Origin of the sequence: Actinomadura geliboluensis, from assembly GCF_043197915.1 — a bacterium.
In the GTDB taxonomy this organism is placed as follows: domain Bacteria; phylum Actinomycetota; class Actinomycetes; order Streptosporangiales; family Streptosporangiaceae; genus Spirillospora; species Spirillospora geliboluensis.
The window spans coordinates 928,993-949,137 of the sequence record NZ_JBICUA010000002.1 but is presented as its reverse complement, the minus strand read 5'-3'; the positions used below and the strand labels follow the sequence as shown (position 1 = coordinate 949,137).

Here is a 20,145-nt window from a genome sequence, read left to right as displayed (position 1 = left end):
TGATCTTGTCGCGGCTTCCGCAAGGAGATAGCGGCAAATCCGGACAATTTACTTCATTTCCCCCTGTTGCTCGCGGACATTGCGCCATACTCTGCTTCTTCATCACCGCACGCGCCGCCACGCTCGCGCCACCGCCGTTCGCGTCGCGCCGGCACGGAAAGGAGATCCGCGATCCATACAGGCAACGACGGAGGCCGGGACGGGAGGACGGCTCCGGGGCCGGAGGGCGTTACGATGCCCGCCGTGAGTCCCGAAAGCCAGGCATCCGAGGCACTGCCGTCGCGACGGCGCCGCACCCCCCGCGGCGGCCGGCACCGCGGCGACGAGTCCTTCCTGCTGCCCCCCGGTTCCCCCACGCTGGTCCTGGCCGTGCCCGGGCACGCCCGGCAGGCCGGCGCCGAGGTCGGCGCCGAGTTGGCCCGGCTCGTCGAGATAGAGCACACCGGCCAGCCCGCCTACGTCGGGCACCTGGACGGTGCCGAGGCCCCGCTGCACGGCGTCCTCGCCGGGCTGCGCCAGGAGCAGGACGAGCTGGCGGCCGTCGTCGTCCCGCTGTCCACCGGCCCCGACCCGGCGCTCGACCGCGCCGTGCACGCCGCCGTCGCGGCCGCGCCGGTGCGCGCCGTCGCCGCCGAGCCGCTCGGCCCGCACCCGCTCATCGCCGAGGCGCTGCACGACCGGCTCGCCGACGCGGGCCTCGCCCGCGCCGACCGCATCCGGCTGATGACGATGGTGACCGCCGCGTCCGGCGTCATCGTCGCGACGCCGGGCGACGCGACCGCCGTCCGGCAGGCCGAGGTCACGAGCGTGCTGCTCGCCTCCCGGCTGGCCGCGCCGGTCTTCACCGCCTCCCTGAACGACGAGGCGTCGGTCAAGGCCGCGGCCGACCAGCTGCGCATGGCGGGCGCCACGTCGATCGCCCTCGCCCCGCACCTGATCGGCACCGAGCCGGAGGCGGCCCTCGCCGCCCCCGCCGCCGCGAGCGTGGGCGCCGCCCACTCCGCTCCCCTGGGCGCGCACCCCGCCCTCGCCCGGCTGACCGCCCTCCGCTACGTGGAAGCCCTCTCCACCGCACTCTCAGGCTGAGCCGTCCGGCCAGGCCCGCGGGCCTGGCCGGACGCGCCGGTCAGCGGTTCTTGAACTCGGGCGGGCGCTTCTGGAGCGTGGCCGTCATGCCCTCCGCGAGGTCCTCGCTGAAGAAGGCGAGCGTCTGGACGGCCGTCTCCGCCATGAGCTGGCGGCGCAGGCCGGGGGCGTCCAGGGACGCGTTGAGCAGTTCCTTCGTGCGGCGCAGGCCGTACGGGGACTTGGTGAGCAGTTCGTCGGCGAGCGCCTGCGCGGCCGCCCGATCCCCGCCCTCGGGCGTGATCTCGGTGATCAGGCCGAGCTCGTCGGCGCGGGTCACGTCCAGGCGCCGGGCGCGGTAGGACAGCTCCGCGGCCTTGGCCGGGCCGATCATCCGGGGCAGCAGCCAGGACAGGCCGCAGTCGCCGGCCGACAGGCCGAGGTCCGTGAACGGGATGACGAACCGGGTGGTCGGGTCGGCGACCCGCAGGTCGCTGGCGAGCGCCCAGGACACGCCCATGCCCGCGACCGGGCCGTGCAGCGCCGCGATCACCGGCTGCGGGATCTCCCGCAGCCGCGCGGTGACCTCGGCGCCGCGCGCGATGCCCCGGTAGAGCCGCTGGACGCGGCCCTCGGCGGCCTCCCCGCCCGGGTCGCCGCCCTGGATGTCCATGCCCGAGCAGAACCCGCGGCCCTCGCCGGTGAGCACGACCACGTGGGTGGACGCGTCGCGCGCCAGCTCGTTGAGGGCGTCGAGCATCTCCTCGGTCAGGGCGCCGTCGACGGCGTTCAGGCGCTCCGGCCGGGACAGGGTGATGGTGACCACCCCGTCCCGCCGGTCGAGCTTGATCCCGCCCAACGGCTCAGGAGGAGAGCTGCTGGATCAGGGGGCCCATCTGCTCGCCCACGTTCCTGAACACGGTCAGCGGCTCGTTCGCGCTGATCGCGGCCCAGTTGTCCCGGACGTCCTCCACCGACAGCGTGGTGTTCTGGCCGTAGCCGGGGCCCTCCGCGACGAAGATCTTCGCGATCCGGCCGCCGCCGACGGTGTAGACCTCGCCGGAGTCCTCGTTGGACTCGTGCACCAGCCACGCGACGAGCGGCGTCACCTGGTCGACGCCGAGCTTGCCGGCGAAGTCGGCGGGCAGCAGGTCCTCGGTCATCCGGGTCCACGCGACCGGGGCGATCGCGTTGGCCTTGATGTTGTACTTCGCGCCCTCCTGGGCGAGGGTCTTGGTGAACCCGACCAGGCCCATCTTGGCGGTGGAGTAGTTGGCCTGGCCGAAGTTGCCGAACAGGCCCGCCGGGGACGAGGTGTTCACGATCCGGCCGTAGCCCTGCTCGCGCAGGTGCGACCAGGCGGCGCTGGACACCAGGAACGAGCCGCGCAGGTGGACGGCGATGACCGCGTCGAACTCCTCGACGGACATGTTCTTGAACGACTTGTCGCGCAGGATGCCGGCGTTGTTGACGACGATGTCGACCTTGCCGAACGCGTCCAGCGCGCTCTGGATCACGGCCTGCGCGCCCTCGGGGGTCGCGACGTTGTCGGGGTTCGCGACGGCCTCGCCGCCGTTCTTCTTGATCTCGTCCACGACCTCCTGGGCGGGGCCCGCGGAGGCGCCCACCCCGGACCGGTCGCCGCCGAGGTCGTTGACGACGACCTTGGCGCCGCGCGCGGCGAGTTCCAGGGCGTGCTGGCGGCCGAGGCCGTGGCCGGCCCCGGTCACGACCGCGACCCGGCCGTCGTAGCGCAGTTCCGACATTCGCATCTCCCTCACATCGAGACCTGGCCACCAGACAACCATCCGGGGCCACCGAGTGGTACCACTAAACCGAATCTCGCTCGGCCGCGCCGCACCGGGGTCCTCCCCGCGTACGATGGCCCGAGAGGGAAGTTGCGCTGAATGCCGCAATTCGCCGGAGTCTCCGCGTAGTCTCCAGCGAAGCCGCGAGGAGCAACGGAGGTCCCGTCCCGATGATCGCCGCCGCCGCGCCGGGCACCGGCCGCCGCCCCTACCGCGTCGTGCAATGGGCGACGGGCGCCATCGGACGCAGCGCCATCAGGGGCGTCCTCGACCGCGACGACATGGAGCTCGCCGGCGTCTGGGTGCACAGCCCCGCCAAGGACGGCGCCGACGCCGGGGCCCTCGCCGGGCGCGCCCCCGTCGGGATCGCCGCGACCCGCGACATCGCCGACATCCTCGCGCTCGACGCCGACTGCGTGATCTACGCCCCGAGCCCCGTGCACGACCGGTTCACCGAGCTCGGCACGATCTGCGCGCTGCTGGCGTCCGGCAAGAACCTGATCTCCCTCAGCGGCCTGGTCTACCCCCGCGCGCACGGCCCGCAGTTCGCCGGCGAGCTGGAGCAGGCGTGCAAGCGGGGCGGGACGTCCGTGCACGGCAGCGGCGTCAGCGGCGGTTTCATGGCCGACGTCATGCCGCTCGTGCTGTCGCGGCTGTCGCGGCGCATCACGCACGTCTACGCCCGCGAGTGCTCCGACTTCGCCCGGCACCCGTCCTGGCGGATGGTCCACGAGATGCTCGGCTTCGGCAAGACCGAGGAGGAGTACCGGCGCGCGCTGCGGCCGAACCGGGCGGCGATGCGCGCGCAGTTCGCCGAGAGCCTGCACCTCGTCGCGGCCGGGCTCGGCGTCGACCTCGACGAGATCGACGTGGACGTCGACTACCGGCTCGCCGGCACCGACCTCGCCACCGCCGCCGGGCCGATCCCGCACGGCACCGTCGCCGCGGCCCGCTGGACGTTCAGCGGCCTCGCCGGCGGCCGCCCCGTGATCACCGTCGAGGTGGTGCACAAGGCCGACGCCGACCGGATGTCGGACGAGTGGGGCCGCCCCGGCTACTCGCTGCGCGTGGACGGCCGCCCCGCGCTGACACTCGCGGTCGACCAGGACTGGGCGTCCGACGTGATCTCCGCCGCGTCCGCGCACGCGCTGAACTCCGTCCCGGCCGTGTGCGCCGCCGAGCCCGGGATCCGCACCTACCTCGACCTGCCGATGATCAGCGGCCGGATGCACATCTGAGCCCTACAGAATTCTGAACCCTGCGGACTTCCGAGCCCTGCGGATTTCCGAGCCCTACGGACTTCCGAGCCCTACGGAAGCGTCCGCGCGGGCTCGGACTCCGCCGCGTCGGGCTCCACGGGCCCTGCCTCCGCCGCCTCGGACTCCGCCGCCTCGGCCTCGGCCTCCTCGCGCGCCTCCTTGCGGCGCTTGCGGACGCTCCACACCGCCAGCCCCACGACGGCCGCCACCGCGAGCCCGATCGCGAGGCCCCTGCCCGCCTGCTTCGCCGCGTGCTCGAACGCCGCGCCCGCGAAGTAGCCGCCGAGCGTGAACGTCACCACCCAGGTCACGCCGCCGATGACGTTGAACAGCAGGAACTTCGGATACGGCAGCCGCGAGCTGCCCGCCAGCGCCGGCATCAGCGCCCGCAGCAGCGCGGTGAACCGCCCGATGAACACCGCGAACGCCCCCCGGCGGCGGATCAGCCCCTGCGCGCCGTGGACCTTGGCCCGGTGTTTTCGCATGACCTTGACGTCCAGCAGCCGCGGCCCGTACCGGCGGCCGATCTCGTAGCCGACCGAGTCGCCCGCGACCGCCGCGACCACCGCGATGGCGAGCAGCACCGGCAGCGACAGCACGTCCTGGCTCGCGAGCACCCCGCCGACGACGATCGCGGTCTCGCCGGGGAACACGAACCCGACGAACAGCGCCGCCTCGGCGAACACCAGCGCCGCGATGATCAGGTAGATCGTCGCGGGCGGCAGCCCGTCCACCAGGGCGTTGAAGTGTTCGAGCATGGACCCCCGCCATCTCGTCTGCGCCTGGACAGGTCGCGGCCGTTTCGCTTCGGCCACCGACGGTTATGGTAGCCGCGGGGACCCGTCCCCGAACCGGCCGCGAGGACGAGATCCGGACCGGCCCGTCGGCTGTGCGGAGGAGGCGCCGTGAGCGTGCAGGAGGTCGAGGGAGGCCGGTTCGTCCGGCAGGCCAACCGGTTCACCGACCGGATCACCGCGGACGGCTCGTCCGGATACCCCGCCGAGCCCGGCCGGTACCGGCTGTTCGTCTCCTACGCGTGCCCGTGGGCGCAGCGCACCCTGATCGTCCGGCGCCTGCTCGGCCTGGAGGAGGCGATCAGCGTCGCCGTCGTCGACCCCATCCGGGACGAGCGCGGCTGGCGGTTCCCCGACCGCGACCCCGTCACCGGCGCGGTGTTCCTCTCCGAGCTGTACCTGGCCCGCGACCCGTCGTTCCAGGGCCGCTACACCGTCCCCTGCGTCTGGGACACCGAGACCGGGCGCCTGGTCACCAACGACTTCCCGAACATCACCACCACGTTCGAGACCGAGTTCACCGCCCTGCACCGCCCCGGCGCGCCGGACCTGTACCCCGAGGCGCTCCGCCCGCGGATCGACGAGCTGAACGACCTCGTCTACAGGACGGTCAACAACGGCGTCTACAAGGCGGGCTTCGCCACCTCCCAGGACGCCTACGAGGAGGCGTTCGACGCCCTCTTCGCCACCCTCGACCAGCTCGAAGAGCGCCTCTCCACGAGCCGCTACCTGTTCGGCGACGACGTGACCGAGGCCGACGTCCGCCTGTACCCGACCCTGGCCCGGTTCGACGCCGTCTACCACGGCCACTTCAAGTGCAACCTGCGCCGCATCGCCGACTACCCGAACCTGTGGGGCTACGCGCGCGACCTGTACTCGATCCCCGCGTTCGGCGAGACGACGAACTTCGACCACATCAAGCGCCACTACTACGTGACGCAGCGCAACATCAACCCGTCCGGCGTCGTCCCCAAGGGCCCGGCCATCGACTGGACCGCTCCCCACGACCGGAACCGCTGACCCCATCACCTCGTTATGCTGGCGGATCTCCACCAATCCGCACGAAAGGCATGCCCGACCATGCGCAGCCAGTTCTTCGGCAACCTCGACCAGGGCCAGCAGCTTCCCGGCCACTTCGCCCTCCAGAACTCCAAGATGCTCCGGGTCCACCTGAACGGGGACGTCCTGGCCCGGCAGGGCTCCATGGTCGCCTTCCAGGGCCAGATGGAGTTCGACTACGAGGGCGCAGGCGGCATCGGCAAGTTCATGAAGAAGGCCCTGACCGGCGAGGGCGTCCCGCTGATGCGCGTCAAGGGCCAGGGCCTGCTGTTCGTCGCGAACGACGCCGACGACATCCACCTGTTCTACCTGGAGAACGAGGGCATCACCGTCAACGGCAAGAACATCCTCGCCTACGACTCGCACCTGCAGTCCGACATCCAGCGCGTCCAGGGCGCGGGCATCGCCGCGGGCGGCCTGTTCAACACCACCCTCCAGGGCACCGGCTGGGTGGCCCTGACCACGCACGGCACGCCCGTCATGCTCGACTGCGGCCGCGCCCCCACGTTCGCCGACGGCCAGTCCGCGGTCGCGTGGAGCACCAGCCTCCAGGTGGGCGTCAACCGCACCTTCAAGGCCGGCGCCCTCATCGGCCGGGGCAGCGGCGAGGCGATGCAGCTCGCCTACCAGGGCCAGGGCTTCGTCCTGATCCAGGCCAGCGAGGGCCCCACGGTGGCCCCCCACACCCACTGAGCAAGCCGAAACCAACAACCAGCAGCCTCAGAGCCACCCCAGCCACCCCAGCACCACGAGCAGACCGCAAGAAGATCGTCCGTAAGCCGAGGGCCGCAGCGACCGGAGCGTTGCGATCGCGTGCGAAGCCAGGTTCGAGCGAAGCGAGAACCTGATCGCGAAGCGAGCCGCCAGGCGAGCCGGAGCGATGCAGCGATCGCCGCAGTGCCCGTGGAAGGAAGGGCCGCCAGGCCCGACCGCCGAGGGCAATGCAATAAACACGGTAGCCTGGGGTGCGTCTCAGAACTCACCTGCGAGCTGCGGAAGAGGGCGATCTCCGCCGTGTCGACAGAGTCGTCGCAAACAAGTGCCGACCCAAAGATCACAGATTTCGGCGCCAACGAGTGGCTGGTCGACGAGCTGTACCAGAAGTACCTCGAAGACCCGAACTCCGTTGACGAAGCCTGGTGGAACTTCTTCGCGGACTACCAGCCGGACAGCCGGCCGTCGTCCGCGACCCCCGCGTCCCCCCAGGCGCCGACCGAGAGCGCGGCCCGCGCGGCCGTGAACGGCACAGCGGCCGCTCCGCCGACACCGCAGCGCCCGGTGGCTCCGCCGACGGCTCCCGCGAAGCCGGCGCCGAAGGCGGCGGAGAAGCCCGCGCCCCCGCCGGTGCCGGCGGGCGCGGAGGAGGTCCGGCTGCGCGGTGTCGCGGCCCGGACGGCCACCAACATGGAGGCCAGCCTCGGCGTGCCGACGGCGACGAGCGTGCGGGCCGTCCCGGCGAAGCTGCTGATCGACAACCGCATCGTCATCAACAACCACCTGAAGCGCGGGCGCGGCGGCAAGGTCTCGTTCACGCACCTGATCGGGTACGCGATCGTCAAGGCGCTCGCGGCGATGCCGGAGATGAACGCCGCGTTCACCGAGGTGGACGGCAAGCCGGTGCTCGTCCGGCCGGAGCACGTGAACTTCGGGCTGGCGATCGACCTGCAGAAGGGCGACGGCTCCCGGCAGCTCGTGGTGCCGAGCATCAAGGCCGCCGAGACGCTGGACTTCCGCCAGTTCTGGGCCGCCTACGAGGAGATCGTCCGCAAGGCCCGCGGCGGCAAGCTCACCCTGGAGGACTTCCAGGGCACCACGATCAGCCTGACGAACCCGGGCACGATCGGCACCGTCCACTCGGTGCCGCGGCTGATGCCGGGCCAGGGCACGATCATCGGCGTGGGCGCGATGGAGTACCCGGCGGAGTTCGCGGGCGCGTCCGGCGAGACGCTGTCGCGCATGGGGATCAGCAAGGTCATGACGCTGACCTCCACCTACGACCACCGGATCATCCAGGGCGCGCAGTCCGGCGACTTCCTGCGCCGGATCCACGAGCTGCTGCTCGGCGAGGACGGCTTCTACGACGAGATCTTCGAGGCGCTGCGCATCCCGTACGAGCCGGTGCGCTGGGTCAAGGACATCTCCGCCACCCACGAGGACGACGTCGCCAAGGTCGCCCGCGTGCACGAGCTGATCCACGCCTACCGGGTCCGCGGCCACCTGATGGCCGACACCGACCCGCTGGAGTACAAGCAGCGCCGGCACCCCGACCTCGACATCCTCAAGCACGGCCTCACCCTGTGGGACCTGGAGCGCGAGTTCGCGACGGGCGGGTTCGGCGGCAAGCCGACGATGAAGCTGCGCGACATCCTCGGCGTGCTGCGGATGGCGTACTGCCGGACGGTCGGCATCGAGTACATGCACATCCAGGACCCGGAGGAGCGCGCCTGGATCCAGGAGCGCGTGGAGGTCCCGCACGACAAGCCGTCGCGCGAGGAGCAGCTGCACGTGCTGCGCCGGCTGAACAGCGCCGAGGCGTTCGAGACGTTCCTGCAGACGAAGTTCGTCGGGCAGAAGCGCTTCTCGCTGGAGGGCGGCGAGTCGGTCATACCGCTGCTGGACTCGGTGATCTCGGCGGCGGCGAAGGACAGCCTGGACGAGGTCGTCATCGGCATGGCGCACCGCGGCCGGCTGAACGTCCTCGCGAACATCGTCGGCAAGTCCTACGGGCAGATCTTCGGCGAGTTCGAGGGCAACCTCGACCCGCGCAGCGCGCAGGGCTCCGGCGACGTGAAGTACCACCTCGGCGCGTCCGGCGACTTCACGGCCAGTGACGGCTCCAAGATCCACTGCGAGCTGGTCGCGAACCCGTCGCACCTGGAGACGGTCGACCCGGTGCTGGAGGGCGTCGTCCGCGCCAAGCAGGACGTGCTGGACGTCGGCGAGGCCGGCTTCACCGTGCTGCCGGTGCTGATCCACGGCGACGCCGCGTTCGCCGGGCAGGGCGTGGTGGCCGAGACGCTGAACCTGTCGCAGCTGCGCGGCTACCGCACCGGCGGCACCGTGCACGTCATCATCAACAACCAGGTCGGCTTCACCACCGCGCCGGAGTACTCGCGCTCCAGCGTCTACGCGACCGACGTCGCGCGGATGATCCAGGCGCCGATCTTCCACGTCAACGGGGACGACCCGGAGGCGTGCGCGCGGGTGGCGCGGCTGGCGTTCGAGTACCGGCAGACGTTCAAGAAGGACGTCGTCATCGACATGGTCTGCTACCGGCGGCGCGGCCACAACGAGGGCGAGAACCCCTCGTTCACGCAGCCGCTGATGTACGACCTGATCGACGCGAAGCGCTCGGTGCGCAAGCTCTACACCGAGGCGCTGATCGGCCGCGGCGACATCACGGTGGAGGAGGCCGAGCAGGCGCTCCGCGACTACCAGGAGCAGCTGGAGCGGGCCTTCACCGAGACCCGCGAGGCGGCGAAGAAGCCCCTGGAGCCGGGTTCGGTCGTGAAGCCGGACGTCGAGGAGCGCATCCCGATAGACCACGGCAAGGCCGGGACGGCGATCCCGCAGGAGACCGTCAAGCGGATCATCGAGACGCAGGTCAGCCTGCCGGAGGGCTTCACCCCGCACCCGCGGCTCCAGCCGATCCTGCAGCGCCGCGCCCAGATGATCGAGGACGACGCGATCGACTGGGCGACCGGCGAGCTGCTGGCGATGGGCTCGCTGCTGATCGACGGCCGCCCGGTGCGGCTCGTCGGCCAGGACACCCGGCGCGGCACGTTCGGCCAGCGGCACGCGGTGCTCGTCGACCGCAGGACCGGCGAGGAGTACACGCCGCTCAAGCAGTTCGGCCAGGGCGTGTCGAAGTTCTACGTGCACGACTCGCTGCTCAGCGAGTACGCGGCGATGGGCTTCGAGTACGGCTACTCGATGACCCGCCCGGACGCGCTGGTCTGCTGGGAGGCCCAGTTCGGCGACTTCGCCAACGGCGCCCAGTCGGTGGTGGACGAGTACATCTCCTCCGGTGAGCAGAAGTGGGGCCAGCACTCGGGCGTCGTGCTGCTGCTGCCGCACGGCTACGAGGGCCAGGGGCCCGACCACTCGTCCGCGCGGATCGAGCGGTACCTGCAGCTGTGCGCGCAGGACAACATGACCGTGGTGTACCCGACCACGCCGGCGAACTACTTCCACCTGCTGCGCTGGCAGGTGCTGTCGGGCCGGAACAAGCCGCTGGTCGTGTTCACGCCGAAGTCGCTGCTGCGGCTGAAGGCGGCGACCTCCCCGGTCGAGGAGATCACCGGCGGCGCGTTCCAGCCGGTGATCCCGGAGAGCGACCCGGCGATCGACCCGGCGGGCGTGCGGCGGGTGCTGCTCACCACCGGCAAGATCTACTACGACGTGGTGAAGGCCCGGCAGTCGGCGGGCGCGAACGACACCGCGGTCGTGCGGGTCGAGCGGCTGTACCCGCCGCCGGTCGACGAGATCAAGGCGGAGCTGGCCAAGTACCCGGCGGACGCCGAGGTCGTGTGGGTGCAGGACGAGCCCGCGAACATGGGCGCCTGGCCGTTCATGGCGCTGAAGCTGCCGCACCACATCGAGGGGCTGAGGATGTCGCGGGTGTCGCGCCCGGCGTCCTCGTCCCCGGCCGTGGGGTCGGCGAAGCTGCACCAGGCCGAGCAGGAGGCGCTGCTGGCGCGGCTGTTCGGCGAGCAGAAGTAGGCGGAAGGACGCAGATCCGAGGGCTCCGGTGCACCGCGCCGGAGCCCTCGGCGTCCCGATGGCGGAACGCGCAGAAAGAAGACCACCTGCCCATGTACTTCACCGATCGCGGCATCGAGGAGCTGACGGACCGGCGCGGCGCGGAGGAGGTCAGCCTGACGTGGCTGGCCGAGCGGCTCCGCGAGTTCGTCGACCTGAACCCGGAGTTCGAGACCCCGGTGGACCGCCTCGCCACCTGGCTGGCCCGGCTGGACGACGATGACGACGACTGACTCTCGCGTAATACGCGATATGTCTTGACTTTTCCGTGACGCGACATATCGTGTTTACTGACGGTGGAGCCGGACGAAGGGCATCGCGATGTCGCGCTGGACGATCGAGGAACCGACCACCCTGGACTTCGACGGCGTGGTCGCGCTGCGCATCACGCTGATCGCGGGCAGCGTCTCGGTGCTCGCCTCCGACGAGCGCCCGTCCATCATGGTCGGCGACGTCGAGGGCCCGCCGCTGGTGGTCACGCACGAGGCCGGGATGCTGACCGTCACCCACGAGAAGCTGTGGGAGGGCGTGCTGACCTGGCTGCGCACCCACAAGGCGCGCGCCGCGATCACGGTGACCGTCCCGCACGACTGCCCGGTCTCGCTGAACCTCGTGTCGGCGGACGCCGTGGTGACCGGCATGACGACCCGCACGTCCATCAAGAGCGCCTCCGGCGACGTGACGCTGGACGGGGTGGCCGGCGCGATCGACGCCAACACCGTGTCCGGCGCGATCGAGGCGCAGGGCCTGGACGGGACGGTCTCCTTCACCTCCGTCTCCGGCGACCTCGCCCTCGCCGGCGCCACCGTCGACCGGCTCGGCGCCCGCACGGTCAGCGGCCGCGTCGCCGCCGACCTCGCCCTCGGCGCCGACAGCGCGGTCGACGTGAACACGGTGTCCGGGGAGGTGGCGCTGCGCGTCCCCGAGTCCGCCGGCGCGCAGGTCACGCTCAGCTCCGCCGCCGGGCGGATCGAGACGTCGTTCCCCGAGCTCGGCCGGCAGGACCGCACGATCGCGCAGAGCGTGACCGGCAAGCTCGGCGACGGCGCCGGCCGGCTCACGGTCAACACCGTGTCCGGCGCCGTCACCCTGCTCGGCCGCGACGACCCGGAGATCACCACCGGCCCCCGAATGGAGAAGTGAGACGTGAGCCCCGTTTTCGGCCACGGCAGGCTGCGGCTGTACCTGCTGAAGCTGCTGGAGGAGAGCCCGCGGCACGGCTACGAGGTGATCCGGCTGCTGCAGGACCGCTTCCTCGGGGTCTACTCGCCCTCCCCCGGCACGATCTACCCGCGGCTGGCCCGGCTGGAGTCCGAGGGCCTGGTCACCCACGAGGTCGTCAAGGGCAAGAAGGTGTACTCGCTGACCGACAAGGGCCGCGAGGAGCTGGAGCGCCGGATGGACGAGCTGGCCGAGCTGGAGGAGGAGATCTCCGCCTCGGCGCAGGAGTTCGCCCGCGGCGTGCAGGAGGACGTCCGGCAGACCGTCCGGACGCTGCGCGAGGAGCTGACGCAGGCCGCGCGGACGATGCGCGACCAGGGCAAGACCACGTCCAAGGAGGCGTGGAAGGAGACCACCGAGCGGCAGAAGGACGAGTGGCGCCGCCAGAAGGAGTACTGGCGCGAGCAGAAGCAGGCGTGGAAGGAGGAGTGGCGGCAGAACTGGGACGACGCCTGGAAGACGGCGACCGGCACCCGCGAGGACGTCGCCCGCCTCAAGCTGGAGCGCCTGCTCCGCACGTTCGTCGAGGACGTCCGCAAGTCGGCGCAGAAGGCCCGGCTGGACGACGACGGGCTCGCCGCCGCTCAGGCCGTCCTGGACGAGGCGCGCGAGCGGCTGCGGAACGAGGTGTTCCGCAAGAAGCCGTGACCGGGGCGGGCCCCCGGCCACGGCTCCCGCCTCACGGCGTGAAAACGATTTTGCCGAAGAGGTCGCCCTCCGCCATCGCGGCGAACCCCTCGCGGGCCTGGCTCAGCGGCAGCGTCCGATCGATCAGCGGTTTCGTGCCGGTCTTGACTAGGAACCGGGCGAGCCGCTCCAGCTGGGCCCGCGTCCCCATGGTGGAGCCGACCACCGACAGCTGCAGGAAGAACACCCGGTTCAGCTCCGCCGGCGGCACCTGGCCGCTGGTCGCGCCGGACACCACGATCCGGCCGCCGGGGCGCAGCGACTTCAGCGAGTGCGACCAGGTCGCCTGCCCGACGGTCTCGATGACGGCGTCGACCCGCTCGGGCAGCCGCGCGCCGGACTCGAACGCGGCGTCCGCGCCGAGCTCCTCGGCCCGCTTGCGCTTGGCCTCGCTGCGGCTCGTCGCGTAGACCCGGAACCCGGCGGCCGACGCCAGCGCGATCGCGGCCGTCGCCACGCCGCCGCCCGCGCCCTGCACGAGCACCGACGCCCCGGGCTGGAGCTCCGCCTTGTCGAACAGCATCCGGTAAGCGGTGAGCCAGGCCGTCGGCAGGCAGGCCGCCTCCGCGAACGACAGCTCGGCGGGCTTCGGTACGAGGTTGCGGCGCGGCACCGCGACCTTCTCCGCGAGCGTCCCCGGGTGCACCTCCGACAGCAGCGACCGCTTCGGGTCGAGGGTCTCGTCGCCGCCGCCCCGGTCCGGGTCGCCGATCACCGAGTGGACGATGACCTCGTTGCCGTCCTCGTCCACCCCGGCGGCGTCGCAGCCGAGGATCATCGGGAGCTTGTCGGCGGGCAGGCCGACGCCCTTCAGCGACCACAGGTCGTGGTGGTTGAGCGCGGCGGCCTTCACCGTGACGGTCGTCCAGCCGTCCGGTACCTCGGGATCGGGCCGCTCCCCCAGCGTCAGCCCGTTCAGCGGATTGTCTGCGTCGATCTGCGTGGCCGTGACAGCGAACATGAACCGACACTAACCGTGCCGGGGTCCGGCGCGGTCGGCGGGGGCCCACCCCTTCCGGCGGGGCGGGACACTCCACGACAATGCGCCCATGCGGATGCGCGTGTTACTCCTCACGAGTCTGGTGCTCACGTCGGCCTGCACCGGGCAGGCCGACGGCGGCGCCCGTCCCACCGCGGCGGCCTCGGACCGTCCCGCCACCACCGCGCCCGCCACCACCGCGCCCGCCACCACCGCGCCCGCCACCGCCGCGCCGGGCAGCCTCGCCAACCCGCGGATCATGAACTGCGCGAACCGCAACGCCTGGTTCCCCGAGGAACGCTCCGGTCCCGTCAAGGCAGGTCCGGACGACCTGGTCGTGGAGCCGCTGCTCATCCCGGGCCTGCGCGGCTGGGCGGACGCCGACCCCGTCCGCTACGGGAACAAGGGCCGGTACAAGGTGGGCGTCGTGGTGCGCGCGGGGAAGACGGCCACGCTGTCGATCCCGGCCGAGTACCGGGAAGCGGCGGGCCTGCTCTACAGCGATGCCGCGCGCGACGCCCGCACCCCGGCGGAGGCCGACCACGCGATCACGTTCAGCGCGTGCGCCGACCACGACACGCCGTTCCCCGGCATGCTGTTCGTGCCCCGGCGGCAGCGCGTCCCGCTGATCGTCCAGCCCGCGGGGAAGCAGCCGACCCGCGAAGTGGTGTCGTTCTTCGCGGGCCGCTGAACCGGCCGTGACCCCTACAGGACCTTGGAGAGGAAGTCCCGGGTGCGCTGGTGCTGCGGGTTCGCCAGGACGTCGCGGGGCGTGCCCTCCTCGACGACGACACCGCCGTCCATGAAGACCAGGGAGTCGCCGACCTCGCGGGCGAACCCCATCTCGTGGGTGACCACGACCATCGTCATGCCGTCGAGCGCGAGCTGCTTCATCGTCTCCAGCACCTCGCCGACGAGCTCGGGGTCCAGCGCGGACGTCGGCTCGTCGAACAGCATCAGCGCCGGCTCCATGGCCAGCGCCCGCGCGATCGCCACCCGCTGCTGCTGCCCGCCGGACAGCTGCGAGGGGTAGTTCTGCGCCTTGTCGGCGAGCCCGACGCGCTCCAGCAGTTCGAGCGCCTGCCGCCTGACCTGCTCCTTCGGAAGCTTCTTGACCCACATCGGCGCGCCCATGACGTTGTCCAGCGCCGTCTTGTGGGGAAAGAGGTTGAACCGCTGGAACACCATGCCGATCTCGCGGCGCTGCGCGGCCACCTCCCGGTCGCGCAGCTCGTAGAGCTTGCCGCCGGACTCCCGGTAGCCGACCAGGTGGCCGTTCACCCACAACCGCCCGGCGTTGATCTTCTCCAGGTGGTTGATGCAGCGCAGGAACGTCGACTTGCCGGACCCGGACGGCCCGACGACGCACATCACCTCGCCCTGCCGTACCTCCAGGTCGATGCCCTTCAGCACCTCCAGGCGGCCGAAGGACTTGTGCACGCTCTCGGCCTTGACCATCAGGCCGCCGCTCTCGGGCGCCCGTGCGGGCTCCTTGGAGAGGGAGTTGCTCACGGTGTCCTTCCCTCCGCTCACTGGCCGCCGCCTCCGCCCCGGAAGCGGAGCCGGGGCTCGCGGGACGTCGTCCCCCTGCCGACCCCGCGGCTGAAGTGGCGCTCCAGGTAGTGCTGGCCCACCATCATCAGCGAGGACAGCAGCAGGTACCACAGGCACGCCATCACCAGCATCGGAATGATCTTGTAGGTGCTGGCGTAGATGGTCTGCGCGGTGAACGTCAGCTCGGAGAACGGGATTGCCGCGACCAGCGAGGTGTTCTTCATCATGGAGAGCGCCTCGTTGCCGGTCGGCGGGATGATGACCCGCATCGCCTGCGGCAGCACGATCCGCCCCATGGTCTGCATGCGGGACATGCCGAGCGCGCTCGCGGCCTCCTGCTGGCCCTCGTCCACCGACAGGATCCCGGCCCGGATGATCTCCGCCATGTAGGCGGCCTCGTTGAGGATGAGCCCGAGCCCCGCCGCGATCATGGCGGTGACGAGCGACTGCGTCTGCCAGGTGTGGAACTCCGGCCCGAACGGGATGCCGATCCCGACGGTGGGGAACAGCGAGCCGATCGCGCCCCAGACGAGCAGCTGCGTGTACAGCGGCGTCCCGCGGAAGAACCAGAGGTAGAACCACGACGAGCCGCGCAGCAGCGGATTGGGCGACAGCCGCATCAGCGCGAGGACGGTGCCGAGCAGCACTCCGCCGAGCATCGCGGCGAGGGTGAGCAGGATCGTGTTGCGGACGCCCTTGAGCACCGCCATGGAGAGGATGTACTTCCGCTGCTCCGCCCAGTCCAGCGCGTCGCTGGTGAACAGGAAGTGGACGAACATCGCGATCAGCACCAGCACGACCGCCGCGGCGGCCCAGCGGCCGGGATGACGGACGGGGACGGCCCGGATCGCCTCGGGCCGTCCCTTCTCGACGTCGGTGTCGACCGTCATTCGATCAGCTCTGCGCTGCGTTGATCGCAGGCTCGGTGATCGCGCCGCTCTCCACGCCGTTATCGGTGAGGATCTTCTTGTAGGTGCCGTCGGCGATGAGCGCCTTCAGCGCGGCCTGCACGGCCTCCTTGAACTGGCCGGAGTTCTTGCCGAAGGTGTAGCCGTAGGGCGCGGTGTCGTAGACCTGGCCGATGATCTCCAGCTTGCCGGTCTTCTTGGCCGCGCCGCCGACGATCGGCGAGTCCGCCGCCATCGCGTCGATCTTGCCGGCGACCAGGTCGTTGTTGACCTCGGTCTGCTGCTTGCGGACGACCTGCTTGATGGCCGGCTTGCCCGCGTCGGTGCACTTCTTGCTGCGCGCCGTGAGGTCGTCGACCTGCACCGTGCCCTGCTGGACGCCGATGCTCTTGCCGCAGGCGTCGTCGGGGTTGACGCCCTTGGGGTTGCCCTTGAGCGCCGCCCAGGCCGTCCCCGCCGAGTAGTACGTGACGAAGTCGACGGCCTGCTCGCGCTCCTTGGTGTCGGTGAAGGAGGAGACGCCCGCCTCGTACTTGCCGGACTGGACGCCGGGGATGATCGTGTCGAAGCCCGCGTTGTGGTACTCGGTCTTCAGGCCGAGCTTGGCCGCGACGGCGTCGAACAGCTGGATGTCCCAGCCGACGATCTTCTGCGACGCGGGGTCGACCGACTCGTTGGGCGGGTAGGACGCGTCGGTGCCGATGGAGATCTTGCCGTCGCTCTTGATCGCGTCCGGGACCATGGCCGCGAGCTTGCTGTCCGCGCTCGTGTTCGCGGCGGCGCCACCGCCCGAGTCGCCGGAGTCGTCACTGTCGCCGCATGCGGACAGGGCGAGCGCGCCGCCCAGCACGAGCGCGCTCGCCGCGACAAGGCGACGGCGCAGAGAACCGGTGGTCACTGGTCCCCCTTCAGATCGTTGCGTCGGATCCGTGTAGATCCGAAGGTCAGGTGCACAGTTTGGCGCACAACCTCCCTGATCTGGATAAAGGGTCCGAAACAATCACGCAACGAGGTAGTGCTGCAAAGGCGCGCCTACCTCTACATCACCCACCGTGTGCTATCGGACGGCTACATGTGGCGACCGTCACGTGACGGTCAACACCCACCCCGGCCACCGGGCGGCCCGGACCCCGTGTGGCACAATCGGACAACGGGTGACCCCCGTACGTCGCGAGATGACCACCCTGGTGAGGCCACCAAACACCACCACCGCGGCGGCATCGCAAGAAAGCCAACTTTCACTGACAGGGGTCGCTGTGGCTGCTGAGCCCATTCACACCGAACCGCCCTCGCTGGAGGACGATCCGGCGTTTCCGCTGCACCGCGGCGGGAAGCTGGAGATGCGGTCGACCATCCCGGTCCGCAACAAGGACGACCTATCGCTGGCCTACACCCCGGGCGTCGCCCGGGTGTGCACCGCCATCGCCGACAACCCCGACCTGGCCTACGACTACACCTGGACGTCCAGGGTCGTCGCCGTCGTCACCGACGGCACCGCCGTGCTCGGCCTCGGCGACATCGGTCCCGCCGCGTCCATGCCGGTCATGGAGGGCAAGTCCCTGCTGTTCAAGGAGTTCGCCGACGTCGACTCGGTGCCGATCGCGCTGAGCTGCACCGACGTGGACGAGATCGTCGACACGGTGACCCGGATGGCACCGAGCTTCGGCGGCATCAACCTGGAGGACATCAGCGCCCCCCGCTGCTTCGAGATCGAGGACCGGCTGCGCGCCGCCCTCGACATCCCGGTCTTCCACGACGACCAGCACGGCACCGCGATCGTCGCGCTCGCCGCGCTGAAGAACGCGGCCCGCTTCGTCGGCAAGCCGCTGTCGGAGCTGCGCGCGGTCGTCGCCGGCGCCGGCGCGTCCGGTATAGCCGTCTCCAAGATGCTGATCGAGGGCGGCATCGGCGACATAGCGCTGTCCGACAGCAAGGGCCTCATCCACGAGGGCCGCGACGGCCTGAACCCGGTCAAGGAGCGCATCGCCGCGATCACGAACCGGTCGCACCTGAAGGGCTCCACCGAGGAGGCGCTGCGCGGCGCCGACGTGTTCATCGGCCTGTCCGGCAGCACCGTCCACGAGTCCTGCGTCGCCACGATGTCGGAGAACGCGATCGTCTTCGCGCTCTCCAACCCGACCCCCGAGGTCCACCCGGAGGTCGCCCGCCGGCACGCCAAGGTCGTCGCGACCGGCCGCAGCGACTACCCGAACCAGATCAACAACGTGCTGGCGTTCCCGGGCATCTTCCGCGGCGCGCTGGACGTCCGCGCCCACACCATCACCGAGGGCATGAAGCTGGCCGCGGCGAACGCCCTGGCCGACATCGTCGGCGACGACCTGACCGCCGACTACATCATCCCGAACCCCTTCGACGACCGGGTCGCCCCGGCCGTCACCGCCGCGGTCGCCGACCAGGCCCGCCGCGAGGGCGTCAACCGAATCTGACCCGCCGCCGGCCCGTGCTCCCCAACGAGCACGGGCCGCCGGGCCGTCAGAGCGCCCGCCGAGGCTCCTCGCCGAGAAGGCCGCGTCCGCCATGAACGCGCGGGCCTGCATCCCGTACTCCAGCGGAACCTCGCCGTGCTCACGCTCGTACTCCGCCACCAGCTCTCAGGCCGGCAACTGGGACGCAAGAGGAGGTGAAGTGTCCGCCCTTCACCGGTTCGGGGCAGGCGTGAACAGGGCCGACTTCATTCCCGAGCGGATCTGGATACGACCGGAAGGAGAGCAGCTACGGCCGCTCGACCGTGCGGACGATCCGGAATTGTGGGCGGAGCACGTCGCCGCTGAGGAGTCGGTGGTCACTCAGGTCAGCCAGGACGCGAACGGCATGCTCTGGCCGACCTCCTCGTCCTCGGCCCTCCACACCATGCGGCAGATGATCGACGCGGCAGAGCTGGTGCCAGACCTGAACGTGCTGGAGATCGGCACCGGCACCGGCTACAACGCGGCGGTCATGGCCGACCTCGGCGTCCGCGTCACCACGGTGGAGATCGACCCGGAAGTGGCCGCCGCAGCATCGGCCGCCCTGGAGCGGACGGGGTTCGCCGACCGGGTCACCGTCGTCAACCGCGACGGCGAGCAGGGCGCACCCGAGCGAGCGCCCTTCGACCGCGTGATCGTGACGGCGGCGGCACGCACGATCCCGTACACGTGGGTCGAGCAGACTCGCGACGGCGGCCGTCTCGTGGTCCCCTGCTCGGGCCCCGAATGCGCGGGGGCGCTCCTCGTGCTGGACATCGCGGGAGGGACGGCGACCGGACACGCGGTAGGCGACGCCTTCTTCATGCCGCTGCGGGGTCAGAAGCAGCCGCAATCGGTCCTCCGAGCAGAGCGCGCACCCGACGCACTTCGCAGACTCCGTATCACCGTCACCCGGACCGGCCAGGACGTCGCCTTGACTCCCTCCGCGTGAGGGTAACGGGCCCGCTCGCGTCCTTACTCGAACGGTGCGTGGCAGTCTGCAGGTCATGGAGCTGAGAACCCCGCGGCTGCTGCTACGCGAGTTCCGCGCCGAAGACCACGCGGCCGTCCACGCCTTCGCCGGCGACGCCGAGGTGACTCGCTACACCGACTGGGGTCCCAACAGCACGCAGGACACCACCGCGTTCCTGACCGAGGTCGTCCAGGACGCCGGTGCCCTCCCCCGCCACCGGTTCGGACTTGCTGTGGTCGAGCAGGAGCACGGGACGCTCATCGGATCGATCGAACTTCAGGTCACCAGCACGTTCCACCGGCGCGCAGAGCTGGGTTACGTCCTGCACCGCCAGTGGTGGGGACGCGGGTATGCAGGCGAAGCCGCCGCCGCTCTGCTCCGCTTCGGCTTCGACGACCTGGGTCTGCACAAGGTCTCCGCCACCTGCGACCCCCGGAACAAAGCGTCGGCCCGCGTCCTGACCAAGATCGGCATGCGGCGTGAGGGCCATCTCCGCGACCACCTGCACCTGCAGGGCCAGTGGCACGATCGATTGCTCTTTGCGGCCCTGTCCCAATAGCCACCGACCGCTGGGCCGTTGGCGACCGACCCCGGAACGCGAGATTCCGGGAC

Annotated in this window: 19 protein-coding genes; 12 read left to right on the top strand and 7 right to left on the bottom strand. The window is 70.9% G+C overall.

Annotated features, from left to right (window positions below; genetic code table 11):
- Window positions 1-243 precede the first annotated feature (243 nt).
- Complete coding sequence (locus ACGFI1_RS09975; RefSeq protein WP_301174107.1) at window positions 244-1,086, top strand: sirohydrochlorin chelatase; 843 nt, start codon at window positions 244-246, stop codon at window positions 1,084-1,086.
- 40 nt (window positions 1,087-1,126) lie between these two features.
- Here ACGFI1_RS09975 and ACGFI1_RS09970 read toward each other — a convergent pair whose 3' ends face one another.
- Window positions 1,127-1,924 (bottom strand): enoyl-CoA hydratase/isomerase family protein, encoded by a 798-nt coding sequence (locus ACGFI1_RS09970; protein WP_386867662.1) that lies wholly within the window; start codon window positions 1,922-1,924, stop codon window positions 1,127-1,129.
- A gap of 4 nt (window positions 1,925-1,928) precedes the next feature.
- Window positions 1,929-2,831: an SDR family oxidoreductase gene (locus tag ACGFI1_RS09965; RefSeq protein WP_386867664.1), complete on the bottom strand. Its 903-nt coding sequence runs from the start codon at window positions 2,829-2,831 to the stop codon at window positions 1,929-1,931.
- 212 nt (window positions 2,832-3,043) lie between these two features.
- Here ACGFI1_RS09965 and ACGFI1_RS09960 point away from each other — a divergent pair, with 212 nt between their 5' ends.
- Window positions 3,044-4,111 (top strand): NAD(P)H-dependent amine dehydrogenase family protein, encoded by a 1,068-nt coding sequence (locus tag ACGFI1_RS09960; RefSeq protein ID WP_392740295.1) that lies wholly within the window; start codon window positions 3,044-3,046, stop codon window positions 4,109-4,111.
- A 71-nt stretch (window positions 4,112-4,182) separates the two neighbouring features.
- Here ACGFI1_RS09960 and ACGFI1_RS09955 read toward each other — a convergent pair whose 3' ends face one another.
- On the bottom strand, window positions 4,183-4,890 hold the full coding sequence (locus ACGFI1_RS09955; RefSeq protein WP_392784451.1) for a DedA family protein: 708 nt from the start codon (window positions 4,888-4,890) through the stop codon (window positions 4,183-4,185).
- A 147-nt stretch (window positions 4,891-5,037) separates the two neighbouring features.
- Between ACGFI1_RS09955 and ACGFI1_RS09950 the strand changes: the two genes are divergently transcribed.
- From ACGFI1_RS09950 to ACGFI1_RS09925, 6 genes are all read left to right on the top strand, one after another.
- Window positions 5,038-5,946 carry a glutathione S-transferase family protein gene (locus ACGFI1_RS09950; RefSeq protein WP_392784449.1) on the top strand — a complete coding sequence of 303 codons (909 nt, stop codon included), beginning with the start codon at window positions 5,038-5,040 and terminating at the stop codon, window positions 5,944-5,946.
- A gap of 60 nt (window positions 5,947-6,006) precedes the next feature.
- Complete coding sequence (locus tag ACGFI1_RS09945) at window positions 6,007-6,678, top strand: AIM24 family protein (RefSeq protein WP_089328104.1); 672 nt, start codon at window positions 6,007-6,009, stop codon at window positions 6,676-6,678.
- Window positions 6,679-6,999: 321 nt separating this feature from the next.
- A complete protein-coding gene (locus ACGFI1_RS09940) occupies window positions 7,000-10,707 on the top strand; it encodes a multifunctional oxoglutarate decarboxylase/oxoglutarate dehydrogenase thiamine pyrophosphate-binding subunit/dihydrolipoyllysine-residue succinyltransferase subunit (protein ID WP_392784447.1) in 3,708 nt (1,235 codons plus the stop codon).
- Window positions 10,708-10,799: 92 nt separating this feature from the next.
- A complete protein-coding gene (locus ACGFI1_RS09935) occupies window positions 10,800-10,979 on the top strand; it encodes a DUF6104 family protein (protein ID WP_138638061.1) in 180 nt (59 codons plus the stop codon).
- Window positions 10,980-11,067: 88 nt separating this feature from the next.
- Entirely contained in the window at window positions 11,068-11,889 is an 822-nt protein-coding gene (locus ACGFI1_RS09930; protein ID WP_386867674.1) for a DUF4097 family beta strand repeat-containing protein, read from the top strand.
- Window positions 11,890-11,892: 3 nt separating this feature from the next.
- Window positions 11,893-12,615: a PadR family transcriptional regulator gene (locus tag ACGFI1_RS09925; RefSeq protein ID WP_138638059.1), complete on the top strand. Its 723-nt coding sequence runs from the start codon at window positions 11,893-11,895 to the stop codon at window positions 12,613-12,615.
- 31 nt (window positions 12,616-12,646) lie between these two features.
- Here ACGFI1_RS09925 and ACGFI1_RS09920 read toward each other — a convergent pair whose 3' ends face one another.
- Window positions 12,647-13,615, bottom strand: coding sequence for a zinc-binding dehydrogenase (locus ACGFI1_RS09920; RefSeq protein WP_386867678.1), 969 nt, complete (start codon window positions 13,613-13,615; stop codon window positions 12,647-12,649).
- Window positions 13,616-13,703: 88 nt separating this feature from the next.
- Here ACGFI1_RS09920 and ACGFI1_RS09915 point away from each other — a divergent pair, with 88 nt between their 5' ends.
- A complete protein-coding gene (locus tag ACGFI1_RS09915) occupies window positions 13,704-14,324 on the top strand; it encodes a hypothetical protein (RefSeq protein WP_392784443.1) in 621 nt (206 codons plus the stop codon).
- A gap of 14 nt (window positions 14,325-14,338) precedes the next feature.
- Here ACGFI1_RS09915 and ACGFI1_RS09910 read toward each other — a convergent pair whose 3' ends face one another.
- From ACGFI1_RS09910 to ACGFI1_RS09900, 3 genes are all read right to left on the bottom strand, one after another.
- Window positions 14,339-15,091 (bottom strand): amino acid ABC transporter ATP-binding protein, encoded by a 753-nt coding sequence (locus ACGFI1_RS09910; RefSeq protein ID WP_301174180.1) that lies wholly within the window; start codon window positions 15,089-15,091, stop codon window positions 14,339-14,341.
- A gap of 71 nt (window positions 15,092-15,162) precedes the next feature.
- Complete coding sequence (locus ACGFI1_RS09905; protein ID WP_301174115.1) at window positions 15,163-16,077, bottom strand: amino acid ABC transporter permease; 915 nt, start codon at window positions 16,075-16,077, stop codon at window positions 15,163-15,165.
- A 4-nt stretch (window positions 16,078-16,081) separates the two neighbouring features.
- The gene (locus tag ACGFI1_RS09900; RefSeq protein WP_301174116.1) at window positions 16,082-16,993 is read right to left on the bottom strand and encodes an ABC transporter substrate-binding protein; all 912 of its coding nucleotides are present in this window, start codon (window positions 16,991-16,993) and stop codon (window positions 16,082-16,084) included.
- Between the two features lie 358 nt (window positions 16,994-17,351).
- Here ACGFI1_RS09900 and ACGFI1_RS09895 point away from each other — a divergent pair, with 358 nt between their 5' ends.
- The 3 genes from ACGFI1_RS09895 (at window position 17,352) to ACGFI1_RS09885 (ending at window position 20,092) form a co-directional block, all read left to right on the top strand.
- A complete protein-coding gene (locus tag ACGFI1_RS09895; protein ID WP_138638055.1) occupies window positions 17,352-18,542 on the top strand; it encodes an NAD(P)-dependent malic enzyme in 1,191 nt (396 codons plus the stop codon).
- Window positions 18,543-18,633: 91 nt separating this feature from the next.
- The gene (locus tag ACGFI1_RS09890) at window positions 18,634-19,512 is read left to right on the top strand and encodes a protein-L-isoaspartate O-methyltransferase family protein (RefSeq protein ID WP_392784440.1); all 879 of its coding nucleotides are present in this window, start codon (window positions 18,634-18,636) and stop codon (window positions 19,510-19,512) included.
- 55 nt (window positions 19,513-19,567) lie between these two features.
- Entirely contained in the window at window positions 19,568-20,092 is a 525-nt protein-coding gene (locus ACGFI1_RS09885; RefSeq protein ID WP_392784438.1) for a GNAT family N-acetyltransferase, read from the top strand.
- The last annotated feature ends 53 nt before the right edge of the window (window positions 20,093-20,145 follow it).